Here is a 22,670-nt window from a genome sequence, read left to right as displayed (position 1 = left end):
GGAGTGGACATCGGCTGTCTCAGGTCAGTTCTTCAGGGAGCCGTCGATGGCCTTCTGCGCGGCGGTCGCGGCCTTCTCCGGGTCGCCGCCCTTGACCGCCGCGGCCTCGGCGATGCCGAAGGGCTCCCAGATCGCCGCCATCTCGGGGATGGCCGGCATCGGGAAACCGTCCTTGCCCGCGTCCATGAACTTTCCGGCGTCGGGGTCGGTGGCCTTGACCGCCTCCAGCGCGGCGGTCAGCGCCGGCGGGCGGGGGTCGGCGTCATAGAGGGCCTTGGCGACGTCGGGGTTGGTGACGTAGTTGGCGACGAACTCCTGGGCGAGGGCCTTGCTCTTGCCCTTGGCGGCGAGGAAGAAGGACTGCACGCCGACGAACGGGGTGGCGGGCTTGCCGCCCTCGAAGCCCGGAACCGGGCTGATGTCGTAGCTCACACCGCTCTTCTTGACGTCGGCCATGGCCCACGGGCCGGAGATCAGGAACGCGCACTTGCCGCCGGCGAAGGTCGGGATGGAGTTCTCGTTGGTGAGCGAGGTCTTCAGCGCGCCCTCGCCCTTCTCCCCGAGTTCCTTGAGCTTGGTGAACGCCGCCACGGAACCTTCGGATCCGACCAGCACCTGCTTGGGGTCGGGGTCGCCGGAGGCGGTGGTGCCGAACATGGCGCCCCCGCCGGAGGCGAAGATCGGATAGACGTGGAAGGCGTCGCCCTTCTGGGTGACCGGCAGGCAGAGGATCTCCTTGACCTTGCCCTCGTCCTTCAGCTTCTTACCGGCCTTGATGAGGACCTCCATGGAGGTCGGGGCGCCGGGGACCAGCTTGGTGTTGCGGATGAGCGCGATGTTCTCCACCGCGTAGGGGGCGCCGTAGATCTGGCCGTTGTAGGTGACGGCCTTCAGCGCGATCTCGGAGAACGCCGCTTTCTGCTCGGCGGTCAGGTTCACCGTGTCGATGGCGCCGTTCTGGACGAGGTTGCCGATCCAGTCGTGCGCGCCGATCATGACGTCGGGGCCGCTGCCCTGCTGCGAGGCGGTGAGGAAGGTCTGCTGGTTGTCCTTGCTGATCTCCTTCACCTCGACGGTGACACCGTTCGCGGTGCCGAACTCGTCGGCGAAGGGCTTGAGCGCCTTCGTCCTGTTGGGGTCGGCCCAGATGACGAGCTTGCCGTTGCCCTTGTCCTTCGCGGGGGCGGAGGTGGCCGCCGTCGCGCCGGGGGCCTCCGCGGCGGGCTTCTCTCCGCCGCCACAGGCCGTGACGGCAAGGGCCAGGGCGGCCACCGCGGTGGCCGCACCCGCAACACGGACGCGCATGGGATCTCCTCGTGATGTGGTGAGGTTCCGGGATAAAGATCTCTTATGACCACTTTCGGGCTTCATGTCATGTTTGCGTGACCTTGACCCGATTGAGGCTTATGTTTCCGGGACGTTAGCGACTGGTTGCAAGCTCTGGAAGAACTTGCGAAACAGAGTTATCAGACCGCTACCTGGCGATGGAAGACTGCTTGCGATACATTGACATATCTACCGTTTTGTCCTAATTTTGAAGATCAACAGCCCGATGTCCGCTTCTCGGCTTCTGCAACTTTCTGCAAGTCGGCTTGACGCTCCCGGAGCAGGACGGGATCCTTCACCGGACATCACGGACACCGCGTCCCCCTGCGATCCGATCCCCCGGAGGAACAACCAGTGACCATCCTCGGCAACGACGACTGGTGGCGCGACGCGGTCGTGTACCAGGTCTACCCGCGCAGCTTCGCCGACGCCGACGGTGACGGCACCGGCGACCTCCAGGGCGTGCGGAGCAGGCTGCCGTACCTGAAGACCCTGGGCGTGGACGCGATCTGGCTCAGCCCGTTCTACACCTCCCCCCTGGCCGACGGCGGCTACGACGTGGCCGACTACCGGGACGTGGACCCGCGCTTCGGCAGCCTCGGCGACTTCGACCAGATGATCGGCGACGCGCACGAGCTGGGCATCCGGGTCGTCGTGGACCTGGTGCCGAACCACTCGTCCGACGCGCACCCGCGTTTCCAGGCCGCGCTCGCGGCCGAGCCCGGCTCCCCCGAGCGCGAGTGGTACATGTTCCGCGAGGGCGCGGGTGAGAACGGCGAGCTGCCGCCCAACGACTGGGAGTCGATCTTCGGCGGCCCCGCGTGGACCCGGCTGCCCGACGGGCAGTGGTACCTGCACCTGTTCGCACCCGAGCAGCCCGACTTCAACTGGGAGAACCCCGGGGTCAGGGCCGAGTTCCGGGACATCCTGGCCTTCTGGCTGGACAGGGGGGTCGACGGCTTCCGGATCGACGTGGCGCACGGCATGATCAAGGCCGAGGGGCTGCCCTCGGTCGGCCGGAGCAGCGACGACGGCGTCCGCCAGGCGGAGATGCTCGGCGACGAGGTCGTGCCGTACTTCGACCAGGACGGCGTGCACGACATCTACCGCGAGTGGCGGCCGATCCTGGACAGCTATCCCGGGGGCCGGATGGCGGTCGCCGAGGCCTGGGTCTCCTCGCCGCAACGGCTGGCCCGCTACATCGGCAGGCAGGAACTGCACCAGGCGTTCAACTTCGACTTCATGATGGCCGACTTCCACGCCAAGTCGTTCCGCACCGTCATCGACAGGTCGCTGGCCGAGGCGGAACTGGTCGGCGCGCCCACCACCTGGGTGCTGTCCAACCACGACAAGTGGCGGCACGTGACCAGGTACGGCGACGGCGAGGCGGGGCTGCGCCGGGCCCGCGCGGCCACGCTGCTGATGCTGGCGCTGCCCGGTTCCGCCTACCTCTACAACGGCGAGGAGCTGGGCCTGCCCGAGGTCCTCGACCTCCCGGACGAACTGCGCGAGGACCCGGCGTTCCCGCGCACCGGGGAAAGCCGCGACGGCTGCAGGGTGCCGCTGCCCTGGGGCGGCACGGTGGAGGAGGGCTTCCGGTTCGGCCCCGCGGGCGCGGCCAGGCCGTGGCTGCCGCAGCCGGCGTCGTGGGAGCCGCTCACCGCGCAGGCCCAGGAGGACGATCCGGACTCGACGCTGAACTTCTACCGGACCGCGCTGCGGATCCGCAGGGAGCATCCGGCGCTCGGCGGCGGCCGCGTGAAGTGGCTGGACTCGCCCGAGGACGTGCTGGTCATCGCGCGCGAGCCCGGCCTGGTCGTGGTGGTCAACGTCACCGACGGCCCGGTCACCCTGGCAGAGCTGGGCCTGTCCGGCGAGCCGCTGATCTCCAGCGGCCCGCTCGGCGAGAACGGCTCCATCCCCGCCGACACCGCGCTCTGGCTCGCGGTCTGAACGCTCGGGCCTGAGCCGCTCGGGCCTGAGCCGCTCGGGGCCTTTGAAGATCGCACCTGAGGGCGTGTTCCGTGGATCCGCGACGGAGGCGGAGACCCGCGGAACACGCCCTCGGGCTCCGGCGCCCGAAGCAGAAGGCGAAAACATTTCGGGAACTTTCCGCAAGATTTTGCGCGGATCGCGCCCGCCGGGCGGCCTTCCGGCAACACCCGCGAAACGGGATCCCGCATTACCACCGGCAGGGCGGGAATCACGACGGCGGGGGACCGCATCCGCGGGGTGACACGGCGGCTCCCACCGAGCGGACCGCCTCGTTCCGGCCTGCCGGTGGGAACGGCTGCGAAAGTCCGTTCGCGCGTCCCCTGACCGAAGGGGCAAAAAAACGTGAGCGACATCATCCGCAGGGGTGCCGACAAGAGCCCGCAGGGGGGCCGGACACCGGACTCCACCGCCGTGGGCCGTGAGGCCCGGCAGTGACGGCCGCCGAAGGCGGCCCGCTGCCGCCCGCCCGGGACGCGGACGCCGACCTGGGCAGGTCCTCGGCGCACTGGATCGACCGGAACACCGTCGCCTGGCAGGTGGAGCCGTCCCCCTCGCTCCGCTACCACCTCGCCTTCTCCGGCGAGGGCGACATCGCCTACGCCGACGGCGACCTCACCGGTGACACGCGGGTCATCCGCCTGACCCCCGGCGCGCTCACCGACGCGCAGAAGGCCAGGTGGCCGCACCTGGCCGCGCACACCGCCCTGACGGTGGATCCGCGCGACGCCGGCCTCGCCGGGGAGGCGCTGCGCGGCCAGGTCGTGGCCGTCGAACGGGACGCCTCCGGGGCGCTGCTCACCGCCACCGGCGTGCAGATCCCCGGCGTGCTCGACGACCTCTACGCCAGGGCCGCCGGCGCCGAACTCGGCCCGTCCTGGGGCGGGGAGCCCACGCTGTCCGTCTGGGCTCCGACCGCGCGCGGGGTCGAGCTGGCGCTCTACCGCGACGCGTCCGGCGCCGGCCGTACGATCCACGAAATGCGGCGTGACGACGAGACCGGCGTGTGGTCGGTGCGGGGCCTGCCCTCCTGGAAGGAGCGCTACTACACCTTCCTGGTGACGGTCTACTCCCCCGCCGCGGGCAGGGTGGTCACCAACGAGGTGACCGACCCCTACAGCCTGTCGCTGGCCGCCGACTCGGTCCGCAGCCAGCTCGTGGACCTCTCCGACCGGTCCCTGTGGCCCGGCGGCTGGTCCTCCCTGGTCAAGCCCGAGGCCGTGCCCCAGGGGCGCGCGTCGATCTACGAACTGCACGTGCGTGACTTCTCCGCCTCCGACGCCTCGGTTCCCGAGGACCTGCGGGGCACCTACGCGGCGTTCGCCACGGACTCCGACGGGATGAAGGAGCTGCGCGGGCTCGCCGAGGACGGCCTGACCCACGTGCACCTGCTCCCGGTCTCCGACATGGCGACCGTTCCCGAGAGAAGAGCCGGCCGCACCGAGCCCCGCTGCGACCTGGCCTCGATGCCCGCCGACTCCGAACGGCAACAGGCCTGCATCGCGCGGACCGCGGCCAAGGACTCCTTCAACTGGGGCTACGACCCGCTGCACTACACCGTGCCCGAGGGTTCCTACGCCCGCGACCCGGACGGTTCGGGCCGGATCAGGGAGTTCCGGAGCATGGTGGCGGGGCTGAACGCGGCCGGGCTGCGGGTGGTCATGGACGTGGTCTACAACCACACCCACGCCTCCGGCCAGGACCCCGCCTCGGTGCTCGACCGCGTCGTGCCCGGCTACTACCACCGGCTGCTGGGCGACGGCACCGTGGCCACCTCCACCTGCTGCGCCAACACCGCGCCCGAGCACATGATGATGGGCAAGCTCGTCGTCGACTCCGTCGTCACCTGGGCCCGCGAGTACAAGGTCGACGGCTTCCGGTTCGACCTGATGGGCCACCACCCGAAGGCGAACATGCTCGCGGTCCGCAGGGCGCTCGACGAGCTGACCCTCGCCGAGGACGGCGTGGACGGCGCGTCGATCATCCTGTACGGCGAGGGCTGGAACTTCGGCGAAGTCGCCGGCGGCGCCCGCTTCGAGCAGGCCACCCAGCTCAACATGGCCGGCAGCGGAATCGCCACCTTCAGCGACCGCCTGCGTGACGCGGTGCGCGGCGGCAACCCGTTCGACGCCGACCCCCGGGTCCAGGGATTCGGCTCGGGTCTGGCCGGCGCGCCCAACGGGTCCGCGGCCAACGGTACGGCCGAGCAGCAGAGGATCCGCCTCCTGGACTACCAGGACCTGATCAAGGTGGGGCTGACCGGCAACCTGCGTGACTACATCTTCACCGCCTCCGACGGCCGGCAGGTCAGGGGCTCGGAGGTGAGCTACAACGGCTCCCCCGCCGGCTACGCCGCCGCACCGGGCGAGGTCGTCACCTATGTGGACGCCCACGACAACGAGACCCTGTTCGACGCGCTGGCCTACAAGCTGCCGCAGGCGACCTCGATGGCCGATCGGGTGCGCATGCAGTCGCTCTCGCTGGCCACGGTCGTGCTGGCCCAGGGCATCGCGTTCGTCCACGCGGGCAGCGAGCGGCTGCGATCGAAGTCGCTCGACCGCAACTCCTACGACTCCGGCGACTGGTTCAACCGGCTGCTGTGGGACTGCTCGCGGGGCAACGGCTTCGGCGCGGGGCTGCCCCCCGAGGCCGGCAACGCGGACAGGTGGGTCTACGCCAGGCCGCTGCTCGCCGACCCGGCGCTGAAGCCGGACTGCGCGGCGATCGGCGCGGCACGGGCCAGGTACGGCGAGCTGCTGAGGATCCGTTCCTCCTCCCCCGCCTTCGCGCTCGGTTCCCTGGCCGAGGTGCAGAGCCGGCTCACCTTTCCCACCAGCGGCATCGGGGAGATCCCGGGTGTCGTGACCATGCACCTGGACGCCTCAGGCATCGATCCGCACTGGAAGTCGATCACCGTCGTCTTCAACGCGACCCCCGAGACGCAGTCGCAGACCATGGCCGCGCTGGAGGGTGCCCGAGCGAAGCTCCACCCCGTCCAGGCGGCCGGCGGCGACGACGTCGTGAAGCGGTCTGCCTTCGACCCCGGCACCGGCACGCTGAGCGTCCCGGCACGCACCGTGGCCGTTTTCACGGTGGCGGCCGGGTGAGCGGGATCCGGCGTGCGACCAGATTCAAAACTCGGCATGGTGCAGGTTGGGTTGATGTGGAGCGGGTAAGGCGGGTTACGCCGATCGGGGTTGGTAGCCATGTCAGACCACTTGTTTCAGGACCGGCATGATGCCGGTCGAGTTCTGGTCGGCCTCCTGGAGCACTACCGGGACAGGCCCGATACCGTCGTGATGGGGTTGCCCCGGGGCGGTGTGCCCGTGGCGTACGAGATCGCCAGGACTCTCGGCATTCCGCTCGACGTCTTCCTCGTCCGCAAGCTGGGCGTCCCGGGCAGGGAGGAACTGGCCATGGGCGCGATCGCCAGCGGCGGGGGCGTCGTGCTCAACGAGGACGTCATCCGGGGCCTGGGAATCTCGTCGAAGACCATCCAGGAGACGGCCGAGCGGGAAGGCCGCGAGCTGCTCCGGAGGGAGCGGGCCTACCGGGAGGGGCGTCCCCCGCCGGATCTCACCGGCAAGACCGTCATCGTCGTGGACGACGGTCTCGCGACGGGCGCGAGCATGCGCGCCGCCGTCCAGGCGCTTCGTCGCCTTCAGCCGGCCCGGATCGTCGTCGCGGTCCCGGCCGCGCCCGAGTCGACCTGCCATGAGTTCGCCGCCGTGGTCGACGAGATGGTCTGCGCCACCATGCCGTCGCCTTTCCTGGCGGTCGGGCAGGCCTACCTGGATTTCACCCAGACGACCGACGAAGAGGTGCGCGACCTGCTCCGCGCCGCGTCGATGTCACGCCAGGAGGGGAGATGAGCCAGCAGATCCCCGCCGCGGACGTCGTCCTGGACGCCGATATCGCGGTGCCGAGCCCGGCGCGCGGAATGGTGCTGTTCGCGCACGGAAGCGGCAGCAGCCGCCACAGCCCGCGCAATCGCCACGTGGCCGACGAGCTGCGGCAGGCCGGTCTGGCGACCATCCTCGCCGACCTGCTCACTCCCGAGGAGGAGCGGATCGACGCCCAGACCGGCGAGTTCCGGTTCGACGTCGGCCGGCTCGCCGTACGGCTGGCGGCGCTGACCGACTGGCTGGTGAGGCACGAACCCACCGCCGGCCTGGGCCTCGGGCTCTTCGGCGCCAGCACGGGCGCGGCGGCCGCGCTCGTCGCCGCCGCCGCCCGGCCCGCCTTCGTGAAGACGGTGGTCTCCCGTGGCGGGCGGCCGGATCTCGCCGGTGAGGCGCTCGGGTCGGTCCGCCAGCCGGTACTGCTGATCGTCGGGGAGCGGGACCCCGTCGTCGTCAAGCTCAACCGCGAGGCGGCGCAGGAGCTGGACGGCGAGGTCCGCCTGGTGATCGTCCCCGGCGCGTCGCACCTCTTCGAGGAAGAGGGGGCGCTGGAGCAGGTGGCCCGGCTGGCCCGCGACTGGTTCCTCCGTCACCTGGCGCCGGCGCCGCAGAGCCGGCCCTGGTGACGGCCGGTGACGGCCGGTGCCGGACGCCGTTCGGCACCGGCCATGACACCCCCCATGCTGGAGCTCCCACTCGCCCGGAAAGTTAAGACGGGCGACTCTGGACGTTCAGCTCAGGCACCCCTGTCCGGTCACCCTCGTGACTAGCGTTCCTAAAACACCCCAGTTCAGGGGCGTTTGCCGTATGTCATGAGGAGCCACCTTGCGAGTCCTGGCCGTTGTCCCCGCCCGTGGAGGTTCGGTGGGCGTTCCGCTGAAGAACCTGGCCGCGGTGGGCGGCACTCCCCTGGTCGCCCGCGCGGTGAAGGCCTGTCTGCGGGCCGAGCTGATCGACGAGGTGGTGGTCAGCACCGACCACGCGGAGATCGCCCGGGTGGCCCGCGACGCGGGAGCGACCGTGATCGACCGGCCGACCGAGCTGAGCGACGCGACCGCCTCCAGCGAGTCGGCCGTGCTGCACGTGCTCGACCACCTGTCCGACACCCCCGACGTGGTCGTCCTGGTCCAGTGCACCAGCGCGTTCATCGACCCCGCCGACCTGGACACCGCGATCGTCAAGGTCCTCGACGGCACCGCCGACGTGGTGTTCTCCGGGCTTGAGACGCACGAGTTCCTGTGGAGTGCCGCCGGTGCGGGCGTCAACCACGACCCGTCCTTCCGGCCGCGCCGCCAGGACCGCGAGCCGCACTTCCGCGAGACCGGCGCGTTCTACGTGATGCGCGCCGAGGGCCTGCGCGAGCACGGGCACCGCTTCTTCGGCGCCGTCGCCGTACAGGCGGTGCCGTCGCGGCACGCCCTTGAGGTGGACACCCCCGAGGACCTGGAGATCGTCCGGGCGCTGGCGCCCTTCGTGGACCAGCCCGAGCCGATCGACGTGGACGCGGTGATCACCGACTTCGACGGGGTGCACACCGACGACCGCGCCTACGTCGACCAGGATGGCCGTGAGATGGTGGCGGTCAGCCGCTCCGACGGCATGGGCATCGCGCTGCTGCGCCGGGCCGGCGTCAAGCTGATGATCATGTCCACCGAGCACAACCCGGTGGTCGCGGCCCGCGCCCGCAAGCTCGGCGTGCCGGTCCTTCAGGGCCTGACCGACAAGCGGACCGTGCTGCGCGACTGGCTGGCCATCGAGGGGCTGGACCCGGCCCGCGTCGCCTACGTCGGCAACGACGTCAACGACCTGGGCCCGATGAGCGAGGTCGGCTGGCCCGTCACGGTTCCCGACGCCCACCCCCGGGTCCGCGCCGCCGCCCGGACCGTGCTGACCCGGCCCGGCGGGGCGGGAGCCGTACGGGAGCTGTGCGACCGGGTCCTCGCGGCCCGCCCGGAGACCGAGCCCGCGCCCGCCCCCCGGGCCGAGCTGCGGCTCTCCCCGGTCGCCAAGCCGGTCCAGATCGGCGACACGCTGGTCGGCGCCGGGCAGCCGGTCTACGTGATCGGCGAGATCGGCATCAACCACAACGGCGACCTGGACATCGCGCGCAGGCTGATCGACGTGGCCGCCGACGCGGGCTGCCAGGCGGTCAAGTTCCAGAAGCGCACGCCGGAGATCTGCGTGCCGCTGGAGCAGCGCGACCAGATCCGGCAGACGCCGTGGGGCGAGATGACCTACATGGAGTACAAGATCAGGACCGAGTTCGGCCTGGAGGAGTACACCGAGATCGCCAAGTACTGCCAGGAGCGGGGCCTGCACTGGTTCGCCTCGCCGTGGGACGTGCCCTCGGTGGACTTCCTGGAGGCCATGGACGTGGTCACGCACAAGGTCGCCTCGGCCAGCGTGACCGACCTGGAGCTGCTGCGCGCGCTCGCCGCCACCGGCAAGCCGATCATCCTGTCCACCGGCATGTCGACGCTGGAGGAGATCGACCGCGCGGTGGAGATCCTCGGCACCTCCAAGCTGGTGCTGATGCACGCCACCTCCACCTACCCGCTTCCCCCGGAGGAGGCCAACCTCCGCACGATCGTCACCCTCCAGGAGCGGTACGGCGTGCCGGTCGGCTACTCCGGCCACGAGCGCGGGCTGCAGATCTCGCTGGCCGCGGTGACGCTGGGCGCGGTGACCGTGGAGCGGCACATCACGCTGGACCGCACCATGTGGGGTTCCGACCACGCCGCCTCGCTGGAGCCGGCCGGCCTGGAGCACCTGGTCCGCGACATCCGCATCATCGAGACCGCCCTCGGTGACGGCGTCAAGCGGGTCTTCCCCGGCGAGGAGGCCCCCAAGGCGCGCCTGCGCCGCGTCACCGTCTAGCCGTCCGGAAAACATCACAGAGGGACAATTTTGATAAAGCTGTCCGTCGTCGTCCCGGTACGAGACGCCGAACTCTACATCTCCGACGCGCTCACCTCGCTGGCGAGGAACGCGCGCAGGGACTTCGAGTTCATCGTGGTGGACGACGGATCGGCAGACGCGACCGGGCAGATCATCGACGACTTCCGCGATGATCTGCCCGGTCTGATCGCGCTGCGCAACGACGCTCCGGTCGGGCTGGCGGACGCCCGCAACCTCGGGGTGTCCCTGGCGTCCGGCCGCTATCTGACGTTCATGGACGGTGACGACTGGATCGCCCCCGGCTACCTCGCCGACCTGGTCGGGGCGATCGAGCGGCTCGGCTGCGACTTCGTCCGGGTGGACCACGTCCAGGTGGAGGGCCGCAAGCGGGTGGTCCACCGGGCGCCGCTGGCCACCCGGGAGGTGGTGCTGAAGCCGCGCGACCACATCCTGCCCGCCGGGGTGAAGACGATGGTCGACTACCCCTACGCCTGGGCCGGGATCTACCGCCGCGATCTCGGCGACCTGCTGACCTTCCCCGGGCACCTGCACACCGCCGAGGACCGGCCGTGGATCTGGCGGCTGCACCGGCAGGCGAGCTCGTTCGGGGTGGTCTCGCTGGCCGGTCTGTTCTACCGGCGAATGGTGTCCGGCTCGCTGACCCAGGTCGGCGACGCCAGGCAGCTGCACTTCTTCGACGCCTTCGACCTGGTCTTCGCGGATCTGAAGGAGGAGTTCGCGCCCAAGGCCGCGCGCACCTTCTGCGCGCTTCTGGCCCATCACCTGGAGCTGGGTGACCGTTTCTCCCCCGAGCTCCGCACCCGCTTCGAGCGACGCGGCGCCGACGCCCTGCGGCGGCTGCCCCCGGGCCTGCTCGCCGAGGTCCGCCTGGAACCGGAACGCGACCAGATCCTGCAGAGACTGTTGGAGACCCGATGACGCAGCTGTTCTACGCCTCGACCCTGTTCGGCGCGATGACGCTGGCGGCCGCGATCGACGACGGCCGCTTCGGGCCGCACGACCGCCGCCGGATCCTGCTGGTCTCCAACAACGCGGCGATTCCCGAGATCACCCCGTCCCTGGACGAGGCTCCCGGCTTCGCCGCGCTGCGCCCGCGCTTCGACGAGGTCTGGTCGTGGAACGACATCGTGGCCCCGCTGCACCCGTCGGACTGGAAGGCCCGGATCATCGAGGTCCCGATGCTGGGCCGCCTCCTGCGGTCCCATCTCTCCCTTGACGGCGACCCGGACGAGCTGGTCCTGGAGTCCATCGCGGTCCCCCCGGCCAGGACCATCGCGGGTCTGATCAAGGACTGCCCGATCACGGTCTACTCCGACGGCCTGATGAGCTACGGTCCCACCCGCGACCCCCTCCCCCAGGAGATCTCCGGCCGGATCACCCGCCTGCTCCACCTCGACCTCGTTCCCGGCCTGTCCCCGCTGCTGCTGTCGGAGTACGGCGTGCCCGCCGAGCGCCTTCCCGACCGGTCCTTCCTCGACGTGCTCAGCATGATCCAGCCGAGCGCGGATGGTCTGCCCACCGGCCAGGCGATGATCCTGGGCCAGTATCTGTCGGCGCTCGACATCGTCACCCCCGAGGAGGAGGCCGGGCTCCACGCGGACATGCTGCGCGGACTGGCCGCGCGGGGCTTCGGCACCGTGCTGTTCAAGCCCCACCCGGCCGCCGGGCGGCGGCACGCCCAGCAGCTTCGCGAGACCGCCGGGGAGCTGGGCGTACGGCTGGCGGTCGTGGGAGAGACGGTCCCGGCGGAGTCGTGCTTCGCCGCGCTCAGGCCAGAGCTCGTCGTCGGGTGCTTCTCCACCGCGTTGATCACCGCCAGGCGCTATTTCGGCCTGCCGGTGGCGGCGATGGGCGGCGAGACGGTCCTGGAACGGCTCACGCCGTACGAGAACAGCAACCGGATTCCCGCCACCGTCACCGACGCCCTGCTGCCCCGCCTGTCCCCGGACGGATCGCTGGAGGAGCCGCCGGCGGTGGACCTTCCGGTGCTGGTCCGCGCGGTCGGCTACTGCATGCAGAGCGAAACCCACCCCGGCCTGCGCGAGACGGCCGCCGCCTACCTGGACGCCCACGGCCCCGCCCGCTATTTCAAGCGCCAGCGCCTGACAACCCTGGGGCTGCTCCCCGCCGGCGGCACACCTCAGGCGAGCACTCTGGGCAGGCTCCGCCGTTGCCTGTCCAGGGCCCTTTCGTAACCTCCGCCCGCCCGCCTTGCCCCGCCGCCTTGCTTGCTCCGCCTGCCTGTCCGGCCTCCCCCTAGACGAGTCATTCCGAATGATCAGAGGTCGTAGGCGATCAGCGATCGTGTCACCCCGGCTGGGTTGTCCGTCCTATGGGTAGTAGAGCTCTTGGGCGCGGGCGGAGTCGATGGGTCGGTCCTGGGGCAGGTGCAGGAAGTGGTCCAGTTGCCACGCCTGCGCAGTGCTGGCTTGGCGGTTGGTGGTGGTCACCCAGGGCGGGTAGACGCGGAAGGCTCGTTTCCCACCGGAACCGTTTGCTGACACGACGCCGCATTGGCAGAGCGCGTCCATGGGAAAGACGAACTGGCCGAGCTGGCCCCAGCCGGCGCCCGATTCTTGGTCAGGACGTCTTCCGTGCCCTCTTGGCCTTCGTGCCGACACCGCCGAACAAGGCAAGGCCGCTGACGACGACCCGCGGCGCCCCCCGCTTTCTGCGGACGGCGCTTCTGTCGAATCCGCCGAACAGGCCGAAGCCCTTGACCTCGACTTCGACGTCGTCGGGAACGGTGACCTCCGTGTAGCCCCAGAGGGCGAAGACACGGACCCTGATCTCGTGGTTGGTGAAGCGGGCGTCGCACAGATCGATCTCGCCACCGCCTCGATGCGAGACCGGCTCGGAACGGGCCGCCCCGCCAGTGCGGCGCGGATCCCGGCCTCGATCGCGTCCATCAGCTCCACCAGCTCCGGCCGCGCGGCCCCCTGATAGTCGGAATGCATCTCAGCCCAGACGAACAGGCGCAGGTAGCGCTCATCGGCCAGGATGTCGAACAGCACTCCCATGATCCCCGCAGCGGTCGGTACACCCCGCTCGGCCCTGATCCGCTCGCGTACCCGCTCCTCGACACGATCGTTCTCGGCCGTCAATACCTCCCGGACCAGGGCGGCATAGGTGCCGAAATAGTGCGTCACGAGCCCATGGGCGACACCGGCCGCCTCTGCGATCTGTCTCAAGCTGACATTGTCCGGACCTCGTTCCCTGATCAGCCGGGCCGCCGCCGCCGCCAGCAGCTCCCCCCGCGATTCCTCGGGACTGCGCCTGCGTCGTCTGGGTGTCATGAACGGCAGCCTGTTGTCCACTGGACAACAGGCTGCCGCCTGTACACCATCGTCACCCTGCCATCGCGGGCGCTGCGCCCACAGGAGCGATCACTTGGCGCGCTCGCCACGTCCGACGAGGGCGCACGGCCCACTCCGAGCACACCGTCACCATCACCGAGGACGCCCCCTTGGTGCTCACCCGGCGAGAACCCCGCAACGCGGGCTGATTCCGCCAGTCGGCTATCCACAAAGGACGCCTGAGAGGCCACGTGGATTGGTGCGGATGGGGGCTGTCTGCGGGCTGGGTCAGGACTTGCCCACTCGGGCTGCCGGGGTTCTCGAACGTGACGCCGCGTAATTGAATGCGTCATCGCCTGGTGTGGTTCTACGGATCCCGCCGATCGCTGTCATCGGCCACAATCAGGCACCTGTAGTTGTCGGGCCACGCCCACGTAGCCGTACGATCACCCGGTCAAGGACCGCGATGTCGATACACGAGAGTCTGGCAATCCTTCACCGCGCCGCCGAATCCGGAACGGTCATCATCACGGCGTCGGAGCCCGCCTCCGCCGAAGCCGTCCGCGACCGCGAGACCGGGCTGAAGCCCCATTTCGGAACCGTCGACTGGACGGCTCCGCCCAGCTACCGGGCCTTCCTCGCCGAGCACAACACCTTTGCCGGTAAGCGCTGGGACGTCTCATCCAACGGGTACATCGAGTTCGTCGTCGTCGGTGACGATGCCATCGTTGCGCTGAACTCCGATCTCGTGCACATGCCCGAGCAGGTGGGCCGCGGCGACCTTCCCCACGTTCGGCGCCTGGCTGGACGCGATGGCCAACGCGTTCACCGCGTCTGAGCCACCGAGCTGGTTCGAGCAGCTGGGCTCTCCGGGCTTCTACCCGGGGCTGTAGGAGGCCGTACGGATAGGGGTGCGGTCATGAGTCGAAGATGATCCGGTCGCTGGCGCGTCGGCGGTGGCAGCCGAGTGGATGTGGGCGGGGAAGCGTAAGGTCAGGGTTCCGCGCGCCGGTCGAGGCCGAGCGTGGCGATGAGGTCTTCGTGGAGCTCGAACCAGACACGGTGGCAGGAGTCGACGTCGGTACGGTCGACCCAGGCGCCCTCCCCGGCTCGGGCGCGCGCCAGGGCTGTGGTGAATCGTGTGTCGTATCCGCGGAACCGTGTGAGGACGCTCCCGAGCCGGTCTGCGAGTGGCGTGAGTGCGCGGTCGATGCCGGCGAGCTCGTAGAGAATTCTGGCGTCCCAGGCATAATCGGAGTGGTCGTTGACGGCGAGCCGATCGCCGGCGGTGGGCCGGAGTTGCCAGTCGGTGCAGGCTCGTAACAGGAGGGCGTTCAGCGGGAGGAACTCGCGGTAAACGTCACGGACCTCGTCGGCACCGCCGACGCGTGCGAGCTCGGCCGCGAGCCGGCGCTCGTTCTCGGCCCGGCCCGGTTCGGTCAACGACCAACCTCCGGTGCCGGCGAAGGCGGTGTGCTCAACCCAGCCACGTGCCTCGGCGTCGCACAGCGCCTCTTTCGTCTTGGCCGCATCGAGCCCGAACCGATGAGCGATCACCGGGGTGTCTGCGAACCCGGTGAGGCGCATGGCGTGCAGGACCAGCAGGTCGGGCTGAGAGTCCCGCGTCACGAGCCGGCGTCCTGTCGTGCTGCCAGGCGGGTGTACCGCTGCTGGCACGCCTGCGGGGAGTTGAACCCCATTGCGTGCGCCATCTGTGCCCAGGTCAGTCCTGCGCTCCGGGCCGTGAACAGCAGGGCGGCTTCGAGTCCTTCGACCTCGTCGCGTGCGGCGGGCAGGAGGGCGAGCGTGCTCAGGATGTCTTCCGGGCCCAGATCGGCCCAGCGCCAGACAGCGAACTGCACGAGGTCGACCGCCGACAGCGGGGCGGGCGAGGGTCGCCACGGGCGGGCGTCGAGCGCATCTGCGCCCAGGCTCAGAAGGCGCTCACGCGCGTCCTGCTCACGGTGGGCCTGGATGTGGTCAGTGTGCACGGTGTGAGCGATGTCGTGCTTGCGTTGCATGCAGCCCATGATTCATAATCAACAAAATGTTGTCAACTATTTGTTGAAGGGTTGAGGTGGATGATCGTACCCCTCACGGAGGCTGTCGCCGATACCTGTGGGGGCAAGGCCGGCGCACTCGGCGCGTTGCTCCGCGCGGGCCTGCCGGTTCCTGATGGCTTCGTCGTCTCGTTCGCTGCTTACCTCGCCGCTGTCCGCGACCTGAACCTCGGGCGGTTCGCCAGCGAGTCGGACGATCTTGACGCAACGCGGCAGGTGATCGAGACCCGCCCGGTCCACGCCACCGTGATCGATGCGCTGGGAAACGCACTCGACGAGCTCGGCGATCCGCCCGTGGCGGTAAGATCATCGGCAGCAAATGAAGACACCGGTCAGGCATCGGCGGCCGGTCAGCACGAGAGCTTCCTCGCCGTACACGGAGTCAGCGAGGTCGCCGATGCCGTGCGTGCCTGCTGGGCCTCGCTGTTTTCTCCACGTGCCATCGACTACCGGCGTACCTCCGGCCGAGACGACCAGCCGTCCGACGATCTTATGATGGCCGTCATCGTCCAACGCCAGCTGGACGCCGAGGTATCCGGGGTCATGTTCACACCCGCAGACCCAAACGACGCCACCCAGATCGAGGCGTCCTGGGGCCTCGGCCCCAGCATCGTCGGGGGCAAGGTCACCCCTGACGCCTACTGCGTCGCCGACGACGGGTCGGTCACACGCGCCATCGCAGACAAACGAACCCGCCTCGACCGGCACGGCACGCAGCTCGTCATTCGCGACGTACCCACCCGCACCCGGAACCAACCGACGATCGACGACGCGACCGCCACACAGCTGGCCAAGCTGGGCAAGGAGATTGCTGCCCTACTCGGTGGACCGCAGGACATCGAGTGGGCGATCGTCGACGGCCGCACCTGGATTCTGCAAGCACGGCCGGTCACCGCCGCACCCCCACCACCAACACCGCCTTCCGGCACCTCGGCCACCCCAGCCGCCACACTCACCGGAACACCAGGCAGTCACGGGACCGTGACCGGCACCGCGAGAATCGTCCGCGGTCCCGGCGACTTCGCACGTGTGCACCCGGGCGACATCCTCGTCTGCCCCTTCACCGACCCCGCTTGGACACCGCTGCTGCGCATCGCCGCCGGCGTCGTCACCGAAACCGGAGGCGTGCTCTCCCACGCCGCGATCGTCGCTCGCGAGCACGCCATCCCCGCCGTCCTCGGCATCCCAAACGCGACCAGCAGGCTCCACGACGACACCATCATCACCATCGACGGCACCACCGGCACCGTCACGGCCACAAACGCTTGACTGATCACTTCCGTCCCTGGCCGGGAGACATCGCCAGAAGTCGCACACCGCCGACGTAGCAAGAGTGTCAGCAGTCGCAACGGCACGGACCCCGCCCCGTTCGCTGACGATGATCGCGCCGCCCGGCCGCGCACGGTCTCCTCGGTCTCTGCCAGATCAAGAGCCGACCCCACCCAAGCATCCCGCCGCCGAACCCACATCTACGGATCGAAAGGAGATGGGAAGCGGGCCCTCACGGACACCGCGCCCCTAACCACTAATGACAACGCGACACCTCTACCTAGCACGCCACGGCGCGGCCGACGCGTTCGGGGAGCTCACCGACATCGGGCGCCAGCAGGCGGACCTGCTGGGCGAACGGCTCGCCGGCGTACCGGTCGACGCCGTGTGGCACTCTCCGCTACCACGCGCCGTGGCAAGCGCGCACGAACTCGCCCGGCATCTACCTAACGTGCCCGTGACTGAGGCCGCCGAACTCGTCGACCACGTGCCCTACGTTCCCAGTGCGGCCGAAACACCCCCGTCCTGGGCCGGCTTCTTCGACGGCTACGACGACACCGAGGCAGCCTCGGGCCAGAGACTCGCCGAGGCCCTGGTTGCCCGGTTCGCGAAGGCCCCCGACACGACCACGAAAGAGACCCGGCCCGACACACACGACGTCCTGGTAACGCACGCCTACCAGATCGCGTGGCTGGTGCGGCACGCACTGGACGCGCCGCCATCCCGGTGGCTCGGGCTGAACAGCGCCAACACCGCACTGACGGTCATCGAGTACCGCAACGGCCTGCCGCCCACGATCGTGATGTTCAACGACATGAGCCACCTCCCGCCCGACCTGCGCTGGACCGGGTTCCTCGCAGGCATGAGGCCGTGACGTGGCTCCTGCTATCCGTACGTGCTCCTCGGCTACGTGACGCCGACCGGGTAGCACATGCTCGGCGTGGAGCTCGGACTTACTCGTCTAGCCGAGGGCGTTGAGATAGCGGCGCATCCGGCGTTTGGCCCGGTAGCCGACGCGCAGCACGTTGGGCGGAACCTCGACGCGCAGGCGGGCACGGCGGCGGGCGGCGGCGAACTCCGGGCCGTCGAGCAGCGATCGCGCGGGGACCAGGCGGCCGGAACGGGCCTGGCCGACCAGGGCGACCAGCTGGGAGATCCAGTCGCTGTCGCCGGGCTGGTGGAAGTAGTTCGCCCGGCACCAGGCCTCGTCCGGCGTCAGGAAACGCCCCTCGGACAGGTCGTCCAGGGTGCCGAGCAGGCCGCTTCCCTCGAAGACCAGGTTGATCATCTCGGCGCTGACCCCGAAGTCCGACAGCACCAGCAGGGGCACCGACTGGGCGATCGCCTCCAGCGCCGCGGTCGAGCTGACCGTGACGAACCCGGCCGCGTGGGCCAGATGCTCGTGCATGGAACCGGCTTCGAAGCGTACGGCGCCGGGACGGACCAGGCCCCCGTCGGCCAGCGACTGCCACAGGCGCTGGTAGTGATGGCGCTCGTTGTGGGTCTGGCGCTCGTTGTCCAAGGCACGAAGCTTGACCACCACGTCCAGGTCCGGACGGCGTTCGGCCAGCGTGGCCAGCGCGAGCAGGATCTGCTCGCGCTCCTCCCTGCGCTTGGGCACCTTGGCCTGGGTCGCGAACACCACCCGGTTGCGGGGACCGGTGACGGGGACCTCCGTCCCGCCGCGCAGGAACGGCAGCCGGGCCAGGCCCACCGCCCCTCCTCCGCCCAGCTGCCGGCCGAGCGCCGAGAACTCCTCCACCTCCCGCCCGCTGTGCAGGACGAACAGGTCACATCCGCTGCGGAACAGCCACGCCTTCTCGGTCGCCGGGATGGAGATCCCCGGCAGCCCCGACACGAACACCGGTCTCGGCGCCAGGCCGGCGAGCACCTCGCTGACCAGCACGTCCACCACGGGCCCGGTGCAGGCGACCAGCACCACGTCGGGTCTGAGCCGCTCGGCGGCCCGGCGCAGCGCCCGGGCCGACAGCACGGGTGGATCGGTGGCCGCGCCCGCGACGGCCGCGTGGATCTGGGCCGGGGAGGGCGTGATCGGGGTACGGATCACCGTCAGCTCCGCCGTACAGCTCGAAGGAAGGTCCCCGAGCAGGTAGGCGGCCCATTTCAGGTAGGAATCCGAGTCGGCCACAGCCAGGATCTTCAACAAGCACCTCCAGCGTGGGGTCCCCTCGGATCGATCCGTTTCATCCGGGGGGTCATGACCCTGTGACTCCAGCGTCGTGATGGGCGAACATCGACAGGTGGGAACGGAGCGAGGGGGCCGCCTGGGCGGTCCACCACTCGTCGGGAACGTCGACCGTCTCCACGGTGACGCCGCGGGCCGAGAGCAGCACCCGCAGAGATGTGACCGCGGTGGACGGCAGGCTCAGCACCCGCTGCTCCGCGGCCAGCCCGCGCAGGGTCATCTCGGCGGGGATGCCACCGTCATAAACGGTGATCCCGGGTTGTTCCCTGACCCGGGCGAGATCGTGGGGGTCCTCCCGGCGGTGCGGGAAGTAGGCCACCGGTTCGGCCGAGCCGAGCCCGGCCAGCCAGGTGAAGTAGCGGTCACGGTGGATCAGGCCGTTGCGGACCAGCGAGGTGCCGAGGACGACGGTCCGCTCCTCGGGGCGCGGCCTGCGCAGGGGCTGCGACCGCAACCAGGCGAAGTCGTGGGTGACCAGCTCGACGCCCCTGTCCCGTACGGCCCGCGCCAGCTCGGCGGGCACGGGCAGCGCCGTGAAGACGGACAGCCGCCCCGATCGGGCGGCGGCGCGCAGCCGCAGGCCGGCGGCCGTCCCCAGCACGCTCCTGAGTTTGGTCCCGAGCGGACCGGCGGTGGCCCGGGCCCTCAGCAGCGGCGTCCAGATCCGGCCGGTGAGCAGTTCCAGGAGCCTGATGGTGGCCAGGCCGTCGTCGACGATCACGATGCGGCCCGGCAGCGCGGTGAGCCAGCCGACCTGCACCTTGCCGGAGAAGGCGTCACCGACCGCCCAGGTCGTGCCCCGACGGGGCCTGGGCATCTCGGGCTCGGGCTCGGGCAGCTCCAGGCCGCCGGGAAGGCCGAGCCGGGAGATCTCACGGCGGGTGACGGCCAGCGGACGCAGCCCGGCCCGGGGCACCACCCGGGTGTGCGCTTCGAGCAGCCCGGCGTGGTGGGCCTCCACGGCGCAGAGCATCTGCAGCGGGGACTCCACCCAGGCAACGGCCGAACCCTGCTCCCGCGCGTGGTCTCGACCGTGCTCCACGCCGGGCGATGACCCGTTCACGACTGTCCCACGGTAACCCGGATGTCTTACACGCCCGGGAACTATGGGTGAACACCCGAATACACCAACTTGTGCCCCGGCCGGGAGGGCCGAGCCCGGCCGGACGGCCGCCGAGTCCCTGCCCTCACATGGTCCGCCCTTTACCGGCAGGCCCCCTGGGACCTCTTCGTCAAGGGCGGGCCCGCCGGGTGCCGTCCCCGCCGGGCGCCGCCTGGTTCACGGCGAATCCCAAGACGGGATCATGACGCGCACGGGCATCTTCGCAGGTTAAAACGGTCGCAAGCTAAAAGATCTACGGTGACGGCCGGGTCAGAGAAGCGCAAAGCCGCGCCATGGCGGCTCCTCGCCGATGCCGTCGCTCGAAAACGCCTGATTCACAGGGGTTTCCGGCGCCGAATCGATCGCGGGCACATTCTCGCGACAGCTCCGGAACTTCCAACCTTTCCCCCTCGATTGGGGCGTTTTCCCAAGTCAAGGCAATGTGTCGGACTTGTAATCGTTTGTCCGGTTCACGTAGCTTCTACTCATTCGTGGCGAACGCCTAGGTCTGCCAAGGCCTGCGCATTGCCAGTACATTGCCCGACCGAACTTGTCAGGAACGGACCAATCCGCCTGATGAGCCCGGCCGCCGAATCCGCGAGTCTCGCGGAACCGGGGAACCACGTTTCTGGGGTGAATCAGCGCTTTCACGCGCCGTAGGGCACTTCCCAGCCCGAACCCGTCAGCTAACCCGGTAGGCGGTATGGAAGCGAAGCAAGGAGTCGAATCCCCGCATGACCGAGCACCGCCTCACCCCCAAGATGAACCGTCTGGCCCGCGTCCTCGTGGGTGCGTCCATCGCCGTCACCGGTGGCCTCATCGCGGCCCCCGCCCTGGCGGACACGCCCGGACACAGCCCCGTCGGCGCCCCGCCGGCGGAGGTCGCCAACAACCAGGCCCAGCGGCTGCCCAAGGTCACGGCCGCGCAGGTCCTGGACCTGGCCTCCAAGCAGATCGGTGTCTCGGAGAACGCTCAGGGCGGCGGCACCAAGTTCCACGCCTGGTACATGTCCTCCCAGCGGGCCCAGGAGACCGTCGCCCGTGACGGCGGCAGCGTGCGGGCTTACGCCAACGCTCCCTGGTGCGCGATGTTCGTCTCCTGGGTCGGCGACCACGCCGGCATCCGTCCCACCATGGGCTGGGACGCCTACACCGTCACCCACGCCCAGTGGTTCAAGAACAACGGGCACTGGGGCACCACTCCCAAGCCCGGCGCCGTCGTCTACTTCGACTGGAACGGCGGCAAGAGCATCGACGGGATCGACCACGTCGGCTTCGTGAAGAAGGACAACGGCGACGGCACGATCACCACGATCGAGGGCAACACCGGCAACGGCAAGGTCGAGCAGCGCGTTCGGCCCACCTCCCAGGTCGTCGGCTACGGCTACCCGGTCTACAGCGGCTGACCCAAACGCGCCGGTAGGGTGCACGCCCCTCCCCTCGGGGTGAGAACTCAAAAGGCTCCTTGAGCGAGCGGTTCCTGCGATCCCCCTTCGCAGGGACCGCTCGCCGCTTTTGTTCACCCTTCACCCACCCCGGCGGCGGCCGTGCGCGGGCGCCTGGAGCGCCCCGCGGTGACATTGGACACCCATCCGATCAAGCGTGACTCCGCCCGATCGGACACGTGTAACTTGAGCGGGTCGCACATACTTTCCATCCCCGGCGAAAGGACCCCCGTGTCCCGGCAGTTCACCCTCCGCAGCGGCGCCATGTACGCCGAGATCACCGAGCGAGCCGCGGCCCTGCGCGTGCTCCGGCACGGTGAACGCGACCTGGTGACCAGCTGGCCGGAGGACGGGCCGATCCCCTGCTACAGCGGCACCCTGCTCGCTCCCTGGCCCAACCGGGTCGCCGGCGCCTCCTACGCCTTCGGCGGCGAGACCTACCGGCTTCCCGTGAACGAGGAGAACAGGGGCCACGCCCTGCACGGGCTGGTCGCCGAAGCCGATTGGCGGGCGGTGGAGTGGCTGGCCGTGGAGGACGAGCACGGTTTCGTACGGCTGGCGCACACGATCACCCCCTCCCCCGGCTACCCGTTCACCGTCGCCCTGCAGGTGACCTACTCCCTGACTCCCGACGGGCTGGCCACCACACTGACCGCGGAGAACCTCGGCGACCGCCCCGCCCCCTACGGCTGTGGCCCGCACCCGTGGCTGCTGGCGGGCGACAGCGTCGAGGAATACGAACTGCGCGTGCCCGCGACCACGGTGCTGCTGGTGGACGACCTGCTGCTGCCGCGCTCGCTGGAGGACGTCTCCGGCACGCCGTACGACTTCAGGACCTCACGCCCGGTCGGCGCCACCGCCGTGGACCACGCCTTCACTGGCCTCCTCCCGGACCCCGACGGGCTGGTCCGGGTGCGGGTGAGCGGCCCGGCCGGCGGGGTCGAGCTCCGCTGGGACGCCGCGAGGCTGCCCTGGGTGCAGGTGTGCACCGGCACCGGGCTCGACCACGCGGGGCTGGCCGTCGAGCCGATGACCTGCCCGCCGGACGCCTTCAACTCGGGCACCGATCTGATCGTGCTCCAGCCCGGCGACAAGGTCGAGACCTCCTGGACGATCTCCCCCGTCTGACCCGCGCCGGACGGACGCGACGGAT

Annotated in this window: 18 protein-coding genes and 1 riboswitch; of the genes, 12 read left to right on the top strand and 6 right to left on the bottom strand. The window is 69.9% G+C overall.

All coding sequences use genetic code 11. The features are described 5' to 3' along the window. Positions 1 to 24: 24 nt before the first annotated feature. A complete protein-coding gene (locus ACFY2X_RS08525) occupies positions 25 to 1,305 on the bottom strand; it encodes an extracellular solute-binding protein (protein ID WP_389934348.1) in 1,281 nt (426 codons plus the stop codon). A gap of 375 nt (positions 1,306 to 1,680) precedes the next feature. On the opposite strand from ACFY2X_RS08525, the gene ACFY2X_RS08520 reads away from it, so the two are divergent. The 7 genes from ACFY2X_RS08520 (at position 1,681) to ACFY2X_RS08490 (ending at position 12,334) form a co-directional block, all read left to right on the top strand. Further along, positions 1,681 to 3,279: a glycoside hydrolase family 13 protein gene (locus tag ACFY2X_RS08520; protein WP_389934345.1), complete on the top strand. Its 1,599-nt coding sequence runs from the start codon at positions 1,681 to 1,683 to the stop codon at positions 3,277 to 3,279. Positions 3,280 to 3,752: 473 nt separating this feature from the next. Next, on the top strand, positions 3,753 to 6,425 hold the full coding sequence (gene pulA / locus ACFY2X_RS08515) for a pullulanase-type alpha-1,6-glucosidase (RefSeq protein WP_389934343.1): 2,673 nt from the start codon (positions 3,753 to 3,755) through the stop codon (positions 6,423 to 6,425). A gap of 99 nt (positions 6,426 to 6,524) precedes the next feature. Beyond that, complete coding sequence (locus tag ACFY2X_RS08510; RefSeq protein ID WP_389934340.1) at positions 6,525 to 7,190, top strand: phosphoribosyltransferase; 666 nt, start codon at positions 6,525 to 6,527, stop codon at positions 7,188 to 7,190. Then, complete coding sequence (locus ACFY2X_RS08505) at positions 7,187 to 7,846, top strand: dienelactone hydrolase family protein (RefSeq protein ID WP_389934338.1); 660 nt, start codon at positions 7,187 to 7,189, stop codon at positions 7,844 to 7,846. Before ACFY2X_RS08510 ends, ACFY2X_RS08505 begins: the two co-directional genes overlap by 4 nt. A 199-nt stretch (positions 7,847 to 8,045) precedes the next feature. After that, complete coding sequence (locus ACFY2X_RS08500; protein WP_389934336.1) at positions 8,046 to 10,097, top strand: N-acetylneuraminate synthase family protein; 2,052 nt, start codon at positions 8,046 to 8,048, stop codon at positions 10,095 to 10,097. 30 nt (positions 10,098 to 10,127) lie between these two features. Further along, the gene (locus tag ACFY2X_RS08495) at positions 10,128 to 11,057 is read left to right on the top strand and encodes a glycosyltransferase family 2 protein (RefSeq protein ID WP_389934333.1); all 930 of its coding nucleotides are present in this window, start codon (positions 10,128 to 10,130) and stop codon (positions 11,055 to 11,057) included. Continuing rightward, on the top strand, positions 11,054 to 12,334 hold the full coding sequence (locus ACFY2X_RS08490; protein ID WP_389934330.1) for an alpha-2,8-polysialyltransferase family protein: 1,281 nt from the start codon (positions 11,054 to 11,056) through the stop codon (positions 12,332 to 12,334). Before ACFY2X_RS08495 ends, ACFY2X_RS08490 begins: the two co-directional genes overlap by 4 nt. A gap of 135 nt (positions 12,335 to 12,469) precedes the next feature. Here the strand turns inward: ACFY2X_RS08490 and ACFY2X_RS08485 are convergent, their stop codons facing one another. Continuing rightward, positions 12,470 to 13,456, bottom strand: a complete 987-nt coding sequence (locus ACFY2X_RS08485) for a MepB family protein (protein WP_389934327.1) — start codon at positions 13,454 to 13,456, stop codon at positions 12,470 to 12,472. A 445-nt stretch (positions 13,457 to 13,901) separates the two neighbouring features. Here ACFY2X_RS08485 and ACFY2X_RS08480 point away from each other — a divergent pair, with 445 nt between their 5' ends. Continuing rightward, positions 13,902 to 14,273: a hypothetical protein gene (locus ACFY2X_RS08480; RefSeq protein WP_389934324.1), complete on the top strand. Its 372-nt coding sequence runs from the start codon at positions 13,902 to 13,904 to the stop codon at positions 14,271 to 14,273. Positions 14,274 to 14,428: 155 nt separating this feature from the next. On the opposite strand, the gene ACFY2X_RS08475 is transcribed toward ACFY2X_RS08480, so the two are convergent. Next, positions 14,429 to 15,064 carry a transcriptional regulator gene (locus ACFY2X_RS08475; RefSeq protein WP_389934321.1) on the bottom strand — a complete coding sequence of 212 codons (636 nt, stop codon included), beginning with the start codon at positions 15,062 to 15,064 and terminating at the stop codon, positions 14,429 to 14,431. Beyond that, on the bottom strand, positions 15,061 to 15,456 hold the full coding sequence (locus ACFY2X_RS08470; RefSeq protein WP_389934318.1) for a DNA-binding protein: 396 nt from the start codon (positions 15,454 to 15,456) through the stop codon (positions 15,061 to 15,063). The genes ACFY2X_RS08475 and ACFY2X_RS08470 overlap by 4 nt, the downstream gene beginning before the upstream one ends. Positions 15,457 to 15,516: 60 nt before the next feature. Between ACFY2X_RS08470 and ACFY2X_RS08465 the strand changes: the two genes are divergently transcribed. Continuing rightward, positions 15,517 to 16,764, top strand: coding sequence for a PEP/pyruvate-binding domain-containing protein (locus ACFY2X_RS08465; RefSeq protein WP_389934315.1), 1,248 nt, complete (start codon positions 15,517 to 15,519; stop codon positions 16,762 to 16,764). Positions 16,765 to 17,023: 259 nt separating this feature from the next. Continuing rightward, positions 17,024 to 17,638 (top strand): histidine phosphatase family protein, encoded by a 615-nt coding sequence (locus ACFY2X_RS08460; RefSeq protein ID WP_389934311.1) that lies wholly within the window; start codon positions 17,024 to 17,026, stop codon positions 17,636 to 17,638. An 87-nt stretch (positions 17,639 to 17,725) separates the two neighbouring features. Here the strand turns inward: ACFY2X_RS08460 and ACFY2X_RS08455 are convergent, their stop codons facing one another. Next, positions 17,726 to 18,928, bottom strand: coding sequence for a DUF6716 putative glycosyltransferase (locus ACFY2X_RS08455; protein WP_389934308.1), 1,203 nt, complete (start codon positions 18,926 to 18,928; stop codon positions 17,726 to 17,728). A gap of 52 nt (positions 18,929 to 18,980) precedes the next feature. Continuing rightward, positions 18,981 to 20,033: a hypothetical protein gene (locus ACFY2X_RS08450; RefSeq protein ID WP_389934305.1), complete on the bottom strand. Its 1,053-nt coding sequence runs from the start codon at positions 20,031 to 20,033 to the stop codon at positions 18,981 to 18,983. Positions 20,034 to 20,649: 616 nt separating this feature from the next. Beyond that, positions 20,650 to 20,788, top strand: a riboswitch (cyclic di-AMP (ydaO/yuaA leader). An 18-nt stretch (positions 20,789 to 20,806) separates the two neighbouring features. On the opposite strand from ACFY2X_RS08450, the gene ACFY2X_RS08445 reads away from it, so the two are divergent. Then, the gene (locus ACFY2X_RS08445) at positions 20,807 to 21,478 is read left to right on the top strand and encodes a CHAP domain-containing protein (protein ID WP_389934302.1); all 672 of its coding nucleotides are present in this window, start codon (positions 20,807 to 20,809) and stop codon (positions 21,476 to 21,478) included. 270 nt (positions 21,479 to 21,748) lie between these two features. Next, complete coding sequence (locus tag ACFY2X_RS08440) at positions 21,749 to 22,645, top strand: aldose 1-epimerase family protein (RefSeq protein ID WP_389934299.1); 897 nt, start codon at positions 21,749 to 21,751, stop codon at positions 22,643 to 22,645. Positions 22,646 to 22,670 lie beyond the last annotated feature (25 nt).

The organism is Streptosporangium sp. NPDC000396, assembly GCF_042898655.1.
Lineage (GTDB): Bacteria > Actinomycetota > Actinomycetes > Streptosporangiales > Streptosporangiaceae > Streptosporangium.
The sequence above is the reverse complement of the archived record's forward strand: the minus strand, read 5'-3'. Positions and strand labels throughout refer to the sequence as shown.